Consider the following 9,164-nt stretch of genomic DNA (forward strand, 5'->3'; position numbering starts at 1 on the left):
AAATCATTGCACGGCGCAACTGAAGGGCCAAGACCGAGGCACGCCTGGCCGTACCGGCCCCAGGCATAGGCGTGCCGCCTGTACCGCGGGTTCACAACGGGGCATGGCGGTGTGCATTGGCCTGGATTTGGATTGCATCGCGTGCAGGGCCGTCAAGTCGCGCCAGGTTTTTGAGTTGCATGGCCATGCGCGGGTTTTTCTTGAGCAGGACTTCGTGGCGCATCAAAAAATCCCAGTAGAGGGTGGTGTAGGGGCAGGCTGTTGCGCCGATCGATTGCGCGGGGTCGTGACGGCAGCCTTTGCAGTGGTTGCTCATGCGCTGGATGTATTTTCCACTGGCCACATAGGGTTTGCTGGCCATCAGGCCGCCATCGCCAAACTGGCCCATGCCCAGTGTGTTGGGCAACTCCACCCATTCCACCGCATCCACATAGACGCTGAGGTACCACTGGTGCACCGCTTGGGGTTTCACGCCCAGCAACAAGGCGTACAGCCCGGTGACCATCAAACGCTGGATGTGGTGAGCGTAGCCGTGCTCCAGCGTCTGGGTGATGGTGTCTTTCAGGCAGGCCATGTCGGTGTCGCCGGTCCAGTAGAAGTCGGGCAACGGCGCCTGAGCGTTCAGGGCATTGCGATCCAGGTAGTCCGGCATTTGTGTCCAGTAGATACCGCGCACATACTCGCGCCAGCCCAAGATCTGGCGGATAAAGCCCTCGACCGCTGGCAGCGGCGCGTGTCCTGCACGGTAAGCATTTTCAGCGGCCAGCACCACCTCGCGTGGGTTCAGCAGCTTGAGATTCATGGCCGCCGACAGGTGCGAGTGGTACAGCCAGGGCTCCCCCGACCACATGGCATCTTCATACTGGCCAAACAACGGCAGGCGGCAAGCCATAAATGCTTCCAACGCCACCAGCGCCTGGGGGCGAGTCACTGGCCAGCCAAAGGTGGTGAGCTTGCCGGGATGAGCACGAAAGCGGGTGTTGACCAGTTCTATGACCTCCAGCGTGATGGTATCGGGCACAAAGCGCACTGGCTGGGGCACATTCACCGGACCAGCCTTGCCAAACGATTCGCGGTTGTCCGCATCGAAGTTTCATTGGCCGCCTTCCGGCTCTTTTCCAGCCATCAAAATGCCGTTTTTCCTGCGAAGTTCGCGGTACCGGTATTCCATGCGCAACTGTTTTCTGCCCTTTGCATGGGCGGCAAAGTCGCGCACGGAGGTGAAAAAATGCCGGTCATCACGCAGGTCCAGCGGCAGGGCCGCAACAACGGCAACCGCACGAACAGCTTGCAAGACGCGCCAGTCGCCTGGTGCCGTCATGACCAGCGCGGTGGGTTGAAGGCGCGCAATGTCTGCGGCAAGTGATGAACTCAGCGTGCCCGGGTTGTCGGTGCATCGAGTGGCGTGTAAGTCAAAGGCCAATGCTGCGCCCGCAGGGCTTCTGCAAAGTGGCGCATGGCGCTCAGGAATAAGGCAATGCGCTGTTTGGCAGACCACACATGCTCCGACTCTTCAGCCACCCCGGCCATCCAGATTTCGTCCAACCCGGGGTCGAAGCCGTTGAAGGCGCTGGATGCCTCATCGAGCTGGTCGCCCAGCACAATGACCAGGTTACGGATTCTGCCTTCAGTCATTTTTCAGTTTTTCTTTTTTGCGGGCCCGGCAGGCGTCGGAGCAATACAGCACCGACGCCCAGTTTTTAGCCCAGGCTTTGCGCCAGGTCATGGTGCGGCCGCACACTGCACACGGTTTGCTGGGTAGCGATTGTTTGTTGCCTTTGAAGTCGCTTTTCATTCGCTATCTTGCCCAAATAAATCACCTTGAACAAAGCGCGCGGTTTCGGTCTTTTTTGTATTTTGGCTGGTGCGCCGGTTGGCGCCAGGGGGCAGGCCGCTCTTGCGGGAACCATGGCGCACCAGCACTTGCCTGGCCTGCAGGTGTGCCTCTGCTGAGCTGCGCAGGCCATACAAGCGGTCCTTGGCCGCCTTCATGGCAGTCTTGTCGTCCACCACGGGTGCGGGGTAGTCGTGCCCTATGAAGCAGCCCGCCGTCCGCTGCACAGCAATGTCCATGGTCCAGGGGGTTGCCAAATAGGGCAGTGGTACCCGCGCCAGCTCGGGCACCCAGCGGCGGATGAACAGGCCCTGCGGGTCATGGTCCTGCGCTTGTTTGGTAGGTGAGTACATGCGAAGGGTGTTGATGCCGGTGGTGCCGCTTTGCATCTGCATCTGGCTCCAATGGATGCCAGGTTCAAAATCAAGAAATTGGCGGGCCAAAAAAATACCTGTAGTTCGCCAGTGCAGCCAAAGGTGGTTGGAGGCGAAGCTCACCAGCATGGCGCGCATGCGAAAGTTCAGCCAGCCGGTGGCGACGAGCGAACGCATGCAGGCGTCCACCATCGGGTAGCCGGTGCGGCCTTCACACCAGCTTTGAAAACGGGCTTCGTCCGCATCGCCAAAGGGCGCCGCACCACCCTGAACGTCACCGGGGCGTAAGCCATCACAGGCGCGTGAAAAATTATGAAACTCGATGGCCGGCTCGCTCTCCAGTTTTTGCATGAAATGGCAGTGCCAGCGCAAGCGGCTGGAAAAGCCTTTGAGTCCGTACGCCAATGATGGGTCGTTGGTTCGGGCCATGCTGGCCTCGGTGGCTTGATGCACGACGCGCATCGACAGCGTGCCAAAGGCCAGGTGCGGGCTCAGGCGGCTGCAGCCCGATTCGGCTGTCAGTGGGCTCGACAGTGCCTTGCAGTAGTCGCGGCCGCGGCTTTGTAAAAAAGATTTCAACGTTTGGCAGGCCGCTCGCTCACCCGCAGCCTGGAGGTTTTTTCGGTGGGGTGCCAAGCCCAGGGAAGCCAGTGTGGGAATGTCATCCACCGCCAATTGAGCCGTCTGGGTCTGCCCCGCGTTGAAGCCCCCTTGCAGCAGACGCAGCGGCGTATCCATACGGGCTTGCCAGCTGCCCGCCCACCCCTGGCGGGATCGCAAACGCCGTACCACACCGGTCTGTGAAAACTCAAGCCAATTCACACCTTGCCCCATGCACCACTGCCCTGCCTGCTGGTCGCGGGTGTAGGTCCAGCCGGGGCCGGTTTCTTCGTGGCTGAGCACATGGGTGAAAGCATAGTCTGCCTTCAAGGTCTGAAAGACCCGAAGGATGGAACCGGTCCTCACCAGCAGCGGCACACCACGTTGGGCGAGCGCCACGCGCAATTCTGCAAGGCAAGTCAGACAGGTTTCCACATGGCTGGCATCGCACTCCGGGCTCTGCAGCCATTCAGGCTCGATCACAAAAAGGGCGACGGTTGTGTCAAAGCCTTGTGCCGCAAGCAGCGGCGCGTGGTCGTCAATGCGCAAATCGCGTTTAAGCCAGACCAATGCGCGCGTTTTCACCATGGGCAGTACTCTACCAAGTGAGGCGTTTTGGTGTTTCGCGTGGTTGCATTGACCTCAAGCCGTGGGCAAGCCGAAAGCAGTCAACCAGTTGCGCAGCCTGCTTGAGAGGGCGCCGTCCTTCATTTTCGGCGAAGTGCTCAAGGCCAAATCGACGCCATATGTTGCGGACTTCGGGGCACTTGCGGTAAGCGATCCCAATCCGGTCCGGGCGGGCCAAAAAGAGCTTGGTCTTGCTGGCCAAACGATGGGCAGAGGCCCAGCGAAGGAGGTGTACGAACTGGAACTGGAGGCTCGCCTTGCAACGTTGGAAAATCGCCTAAATTTCTGCTGCACCGCCTGGTTTACGTCTGCCATCAAGCCCCCTGTGCAGTTCTTGGCGTCTGCATAGGTTTGCATGGGGTGATGCGAGTCCACGAAAAATTAACAGATTGACGTGAATCACTGACCGGTTAATGTTTCTATGCCATTTGAGGCAGCGTGAAGCACGCAGTTCGAAACCACTCACTTCGCCCTATAAAGTCCCGATTAATTCATCTGCCCGGTGAGTTTTCTTGTGAAGCCTGTCCCTGCCCACCACGCGGCGGGGACGAGGGATCATTGCGACGTATTGATTTCTTTTTCGAGTGTGGCTTTCTTGCTGAACGTTTTTTTGCGGACGGTTTTAGTGCCGTGGAATTTGCAGGGACCGCAGCAGCGGGCGAAGGCCTGACCGCGACCGAGAGGCGATCTGGCTCGCTGCGTTGCGTTGCAGCTTCTGACTCGATATTGGTGTTGGGAAGGTAGGTCAAGTCGATTTGAGCCCTGGCCGCCCGTCGCTCGACGTCGGTGAGCATGACTTCAAAAACCGTGATTTTCTGCTTGCGATCAATGATTTTGGTGCGAAGTTCGCGGGACTGCGCGTTCAGTGCTGCTTTGCCGGCTGATGGGGCTGGCGTTGAAACGTCGGCGGTCGTGGGTGGCATGGGCGGGGCGGCGCAGCCGGCCAGGAACAGGGCAGCCAGGATCACCGTCGTTTTCAGCTTCTTCATGTCTTCCTTTCGTTGCCGTCTGCACGCAACTATCGCTTGCCCGACAGCACATTGCAAGTAGGCTGGTGCAAGCCTCGACAGTAGGACGAGGTACAGCAATGGATGAGATAACTTCCCGAGCCGTCGCGCTTGGCCTGGCAGGGGCTTGCAGCCCGAGCTGAACCGATACCCTGGTGGCGACGGCACAAAAAAAAGCCCCGAACTTCGGGGCTTTTTCATTTTCTCAGGGGCCTGTCAGTGGCTGACAGCGCCATCGGCGCCAAAGCCGGTCTGGGCGCGGACCCACTGGTCCGCATAAGCCAAGCGCTCCTTGGCGGCGCGTGGGCTCTTGTCGGTGATGGAAAACACATAACCCAGCAGGAAAGCCAAAGGCATGGCAAACAAGGCCGGCTGGTCGTACGGGAAGATGGGTGCGCTATAGCCGAACACCGTCACCCAGACGGATTTGGACAGCACCACCAGCACCACCGCAGCCGTCAAGCCGCCATAACCTGCCGCCAGCGCGCCGCGCGTGGTCAGGTCCTTCCAGTACATCGACAGGAACAGCACCGGAAAGTTGCCCGCCGCTGCAATGCCAAAGGCCAGCGCTGCCATGAAGGCCACGTTCTGCTTTTCAAAGGCAATGCCCAGCACCACGGCGATCAGGCCGATGCCGAAGGAAGCCATTTTGGACACCTTGATTTCCTGCGCTTCGGACACATTGCCTTTTTTGATCACGCGGGCATACAGGTCGTGCGAGATGGCGGATGCGCCGGCCAGTGCCAGTCCCGACACCACGGCCAGAATCGTCGCAAAAGCCACGGCCGCCAGGAAGCCGAGCAGCAGGTCGCCGCCCACGGCCTTGGCCAGGTGCATTGCCACCATGTTGCCGCCGCCGATGATCTTGCCGCCCACCGTGCCGCCCTCGAAGAAATCGGGGTTGGTGCCGACGATAACGATGGAGCACAGGCCCATCAGCAAAATCACGTTGAAGAAGAAACCAACGAATCCGGCTGCGTACAGCACCGACTTGCGCGCTTCCTTGGCATTGTTGACGGTGAAAAAGCGCATCAGGATGTGCGGCAGACCAGCCAGGCCGAACATCAGGCCCAGTGCCAGCGAAATGGCATTGACCGGGTCCTGCAGCAGCTTGCCGGGGGCGAACAGCATGTCTTTCAGCTTGTGGATCTCGATGCTCTTGGCGGCCAGGGTGTTGAAGCTGAAGCCGAACTGCGAAAACGCCAGCACCGTGATGACCGTGCCTCCGAACAGCAGCAAACAAGCCTTGATGATCTGCACCCAGGTGGTGGCAACCATGCCGCCGAAGGTCACATACACGACCATCAGGGCGCCCACCACGATCACGGCAATGTGGTAGTCCAGGCCGAACAGCAGCTTGATCAGCTGGCCGGCACCGACCATCTGCACGATCAGGTAAAAGCAGACCACCGTCAGCGAGCCGATAGCCGCCATGGTGCGGACCTTGCCCTGGTCCAGCCGGTAGGAGGTGATGTCGGCAAAGGTGAACTTGCCCAGGTTGCGCAGGCGTTCGGCCATCAGGAACAAGATGACGGGCCAGCCGACAAAGAAGGCAATCATGAACAGGTAACCGTCGTAGCCGTTGGTGAATACCAACGCGGTCAGGCCGAGCAGCGTGGCGGCCGACATGTAGTCGCCGGCCATGGCCAAGCCGTTTTGAAAGCCGGTGATGCCGCCGCCTGCGGTGTAGAAGTCCGAAGCGGTTTTGGTGCGGCTGGCCGCCCAGTAGGTGATGCCCAGCGTCATGCCGACAAAGACGGCGAACATGATGATCGCCGGAATGTTGAGCGGCTGCTTTTGCGCGATTTCCACAGCGCCGGCGGCTATTCCCGCGCCGGTGGCGCCCAGGGCCAGCAGGCCGGCGACCAGTTTTACAAGTGTTTTGATCATTTTTTTGCTTTCATGGATTCGCGCAGCAACTCTTCGGTCAGTGCGTCAAATTCCGAATTGGCGCGCACCACGTAATACGCCGTGAGAACCCAGAACAGGACGAATTCGAAAAGGCCAATCACCAGGCCGGTGGTCACAAAGCTGTCGCCCAGGCGGATCGCCAGCACCGCCGGGTTGAAGGCCACTGTCAGGAACAGGCCAAAAAACAGCACCAGCACAATGCCGGTTAACGTCCAGGCCAGGCGCTCGCGCTTGCTGACCAGTTCCTTGAATTTCGGATTCAATCGAATCCGGGCATACATTTCAGAGCTCATGCTTCATCCTCCATTAAAAAAACAATTGAATTTCTTGCGCAAAGCTGGGGTAGCGCAGCCTGCCGTTCAGAACAGGTCAACCGGCATGCGGTTGGTGGTCGGGCCGGACAGGCAGATGCCCTGGGCCAGACCGGGCGCCTGCGTCAGCACCGATTCGGCGTAGAAACGGGCGGTGACCACTTTGGCGGTGAAAAACGCCGGGTCGCTGTCTAGCTTGTCCTGCGCCACCATCAGGGCGCGCGCCATCTGCCAGCCGCACAACACCACGCCAGCCAGCTTGAGGTAGTTCACCGCGCCGGCGTACACCGTTTTGGGCTCGCTCCTGCCGTTGGCGACCATGAAGTCGATGGTCTTTTCAAGCGCCAGCCGGCCCTGGCGCAAGGCACCCAGCATGGCGGTGCAGTCGTCGTTGTTGAGCGCGGCAAGGTCTTGCTCGGTGCTGGCGATCTGGTCGCACAGCGACCTGGCCACGACCCCCTTGTCGCGCAATGTCTTGCGGCCCACCAGGTCGTTCGCCTGGATGGCGGTGGTGCCTTCGTAGATCGTCAGGATGCGGGCGTCGCGCAGGTACTGGGCGGCGCCGGTTTCCTCGATGTAGCCCATGCCGCCATGCACCTGCACGCCCAGGCTGGCCATCTCGATGGACATCTCGGTGCAAAAGCCCTTGATCACGGGAACCAGGTACTCGTACATCGCCTGGTGGTGCGCCCGGATGGATTCGCCGCTGGCGTGGTGCGCCGCGTCGCTGGCGGCGGCCGCCACATAGGCCAGGGCGCGCGCGCCTTCGACATGCGCGCGCATGGTCAGGAGCATGCGCTTGACATCGGGGTGGTGGATGATGGCGACCGGGCCGCTTGATCCCGCCAGGTCGCGGCTCTGGGCGCGGTCATGCGCAAAACGCACGGCTTTTTGGTAGGCGCGGTCGGCCATCGCGATGCCCTGCATGCCGACGGCAAAGCGGGCGGCATTCATCATGACGAACATGTATTCGAGGCCGCGGTTTTCTTCGCCGATCAGGTAGCCGACCGCGCCGCCGTGGTCGCCGAACTGCAGCACGGCGGTCGGGCTGGCCTTGATGCCGAGCTTGTGCTCGATGCTCACGCAATGCACGTCGTTGCGCGCGCCCAGGCTGTCGTCGTCATTGACCAGAAACTTGGGAACCACGAACAGCGAGATGCCCTTGACGCCTTCGGGTGCGCCCGGCACGCGGGCCAGCACCAGGTGAACGATGTTCCCGGTCATGTCGTGCTCGCCGTAGGTGATGTAGATCTTGGTGCCAAACACCTTGTAGCTGCCGTCTGCCTGCGGTTCGGCGCGGCTGCGCACGGCGGCCAGGTCCGAGCCTGCCTGCGGCTCGGTCAGGTTCATGGTGCCGGTCCACTCGCCGCTGATGAGGCGGGCGGCAAACTTGCGCTTGAGCGCGTCGCTGCCGGCCACCAGCAGCGCCTCGATGGCACCATCGGTCAGCATCGGGCACAGCGCGAACGACATGTTGGCGGCATGCAGCATTTCGGCGCAGGGCGTGGCGATCAGCTTCGGGAAGCCCTGGCCGCCGAATTCTGCCGGATGGATCACGCCTTGCCAGCCGCCTTCGGCAAACTGCCTGAAGGCGTCCTTGAAGCCGGGCGTAGTGGTGACGACACCGTCTTTCCAGCTGCTCGGCGTCTGGTCGCCTTCCCAGTTCAGCGGCGCGACGACGTTTTCGCAAAATTTCGCCGACTCTTCGAGCACGGCTTGGGCGGTGTCCAGGTCATAGTCTTCAAAGCCGGGCAGGGCGCTGACCCTGGGCAGGCCGGCAAGTTCCTGCATGGCGAACAGCATGTCTTTCAGGGGGGCTTGGTAGCTCATGGGGTGCTTTCTGGTGTGATGCTTGAATGATTGAGGAGGTCAGGCGGTGGCCGGGGCGGCCAGCAGGGCTGAGGCCTTGGCGGCACGCCGGACCGACGAATCGACCTTCACCAGCGCTTCGCCATCGATGACCACGACGCCCCTGACGCTGCAGGTGGTGTGCAGCACCACGCGGCCACGGTCGGCGATGACCTCGCGCACCTTGACGGTGGCGTGCACGGTGTCGCCGGGGCGCACTGGCGCCAGGAACTTCAGGTGCTGGTCCATGTAGATGGCGCCGGGGCCGGGCAAGCGGTTGGCGACTGCCGCCGAGATCACGCTGGCCGACAGGAAACCGTGGGCGATGCGGCCCTTGAACGCCGTCGTCGCCGCGTACTCTTCGTTGATGTGGATGGCGTTGGTGTCGCCCGACACGCCGGCAAACAGCACGATGTCGGCTTCGGTGATGGTCTTGGAAAAGACCGCCATCATGCCCACGCTCAGGTCTTCGATGTCGTAGCCGTTCAGGTCGTTCATGTCGATGTCTCGTGTTGTGGATTGAAGGGTTGAAGGGTTGGAAACGGCCTTACATGCCGCTGTAGTTGGGCCCACCGCCGCCTTCAGGCGTGACCCAGACGATGTTTTGCGTCGGGTCCTTGATGTCGCACGTCTTGCAGTGCACGCAGTTCTG

Annotated in this window: 9 protein-coding genes and 1 pseudogene; 1 reads left to right on the plus strand and 9 read right to left on the minus strand. The window is 61.0% G+C overall.

Annotated features, from left to right (window positions below):
• Positions 1 to 91 precede the first annotated feature (91 nt).
• The 3 genes and pseudogenes from IWX85_RS15225 to IWX85_RS15235 all read right to left on the minus strand — a co-directional run bounded on the left by IWX85_RS15225 (position 92) and on the right by IWX85_RS15235 (position 3,396).
• A pseudogene (locus IWX85_RS15225) lies at positions 92 to 1,635 on the minus strand (cryptochrome/photolyase family protein).
• Entirely contained in the window at positions 1,628 to 1,795 is a 168-nt protein-coding gene (locus IWX85_RS15230; RefSeq protein WP_081932404.1) for a DUF2256 domain-containing protein, read from the minus strand. Before IWX85_RS15230 ends, IWX85_RS15225 begins: the two are co-directional and overlap by 8 nt.
• Positions 1,792 to 3,396 carry a cryptochrome/deoxyribodipyrimidine photo-lyase family protein gene (locus IWX85_RS15235; RefSeq protein WP_036805455.1) on the minus strand — a complete coding sequence of 535 codons (1,605 nt, stop codon included), beginning with the start codon at positions 3,394 to 3,396 and terminating at the stop codon, positions 1,792 to 1,794. The genes IWX85_RS15230 and IWX85_RS15235 overlap by 4 nt, the downstream gene beginning before the upstream one ends.
• A 61-nt stretch (positions 3,397 to 3,457) precedes the next feature.
• On the opposite strand from IWX85_RS15235, the gene IWX85_RS15240 reads away from it, so the two are divergent.
• Positions 3,458 to 3,784 (plus strand): hypothetical protein, encoded by a 327-nt coding sequence (locus tag IWX85_RS15240; RefSeq protein WP_196870289.1) that lies wholly within the window; start codon positions 3,458 to 3,460, stop codon positions 3,782 to 3,784.
• 142 nt (positions 3,785 to 3,926) lie between these two features.
• Here the strand turns inward: IWX85_RS15240 and IWX85_RS15245 are convergent, their stop codons facing one another.
• The 6 genes from IWX85_RS15245 to IWX85_RS15270 all read right to left on the minus strand — a co-directional run.
• Positions 3,927 to 4,424 (minus strand): hypothetical protein, encoded by a 498-nt coding sequence (locus IWX85_RS15245; protein ID WP_196870290.1) that lies wholly within the window; start codon positions 4,422 to 4,424, stop codon positions 3,927 to 3,929.
• Positions 4,425 to 4,658: 234 nt separating this feature from the next.
• Positions 4,659 to 6,332, minus strand: a complete 1,674-nt coding sequence (locus IWX85_RS15250) for a cation acetate symporter (protein WP_196870291.1) — start codon at positions 6,330 to 6,332, stop codon at positions 4,659 to 4,661.
• On the minus strand, positions 6,329 to 6,646 hold the full coding sequence (locus IWX85_RS15255; RefSeq protein ID WP_196870292.1) for a DUF485 domain-containing protein: 318 nt from the start codon (positions 6,644 to 6,646) through the stop codon (positions 6,329 to 6,331). Before IWX85_RS15255 ends, IWX85_RS15250 begins: the two co-directional genes overlap by 4 nt.
• A 66-nt stretch (positions 6,647 to 6,712) precedes the next feature.
• The gene (locus tag IWX85_RS15260; RefSeq protein ID WP_196870293.1) at positions 6,713 to 8,494 is read right to left on the minus strand and encodes an acyl-CoA dehydrogenase; all 1,782 of its coding nucleotides are present in this window, start codon (positions 8,492 to 8,494) and stop codon (positions 6,713 to 6,715) included.
• Positions 8,495 to 8,533: 39 nt separating this feature from the next.
• On the minus strand, positions 8,534 to 9,010 hold the full coding sequence (locus tag IWX85_RS15265) for a MaoC family dehydratase (protein WP_196870294.1): 477 nt from the start codon (positions 9,008 to 9,010) through the stop codon (positions 8,534 to 8,536).
• Positions 9,011 to 9,059: 49 nt separating this feature from the next.
• Positions 9,060 to 9,164 (minus strand): 4Fe-4S dicluster domain-containing protein (locus tag IWX85_RS15270; RefSeq protein ID WP_196870295.1); only part of this gene is annotated, 105 nt, incomplete at its 5' end.

This window comes from Polaromonas sp. CG_9.11 (genome assembly GCF_015752225.1).
Classification (GTDB): domain Bacteria; phylum Pseudomonadota; class Gammaproteobacteria; order Burkholderiales; family Burkholderiaceae_C; genus Polaromonas.

Excerpts from the sequence above, each read along its gene's own strand:
- IWX85_RS15265 (WP_196870294.1), bottom strand. The coding sequence starts at position 9,010 with ATGAACGACCTGAACGGCTACGACATCGAAGACCTGAGCGTGGGCATG.
- IWX85_RS15235 (WP_036805455.1), bottom strand. The coding sequence starts at position 3,396 with ATGGTGAAAACGCGCGCATTGGTCTGGCTTAAACGCGATTTGCGCATT.
- IWX85_RS15255 (WP_196870292.1), bottom strand. The coding sequence starts at position 6,646 with ATGAGCTCTGAAATGTATGCCCGGATTCGATTGAATCCGAAATTCAAG.
- IWX85_RS15230 (WP_081932404.1), bottom strand. The coding sequence starts at position 1,795 with ATGAAAAGCGACTTCAAAGGCAACAAACAATCGCTACCCAGCAAACCG.
- IWX85_RS15245 (WP_196870290.1), bottom strand. The coding sequence starts at position 4,424 with ATGAAGAAGCTGAAAACGACGGTGATCCTGGCTGCCCTGTTCCTGGCC.
- IWX85_RS15250 (WP_196870291.1), bottom strand. The coding sequence starts at position 6,332 with ATGATCAAAACACTTGTAAAACTGGTCGCCGGCCTGCTGGCCCTGGGC.
- IWX85_RS15260 (WP_196870293.1), bottom strand. The coding sequence starts at position 8,494 with ATGAGCTACCAAGCCCCCCTGAAAGACATGCTGTTCGCCATGCAGGAA.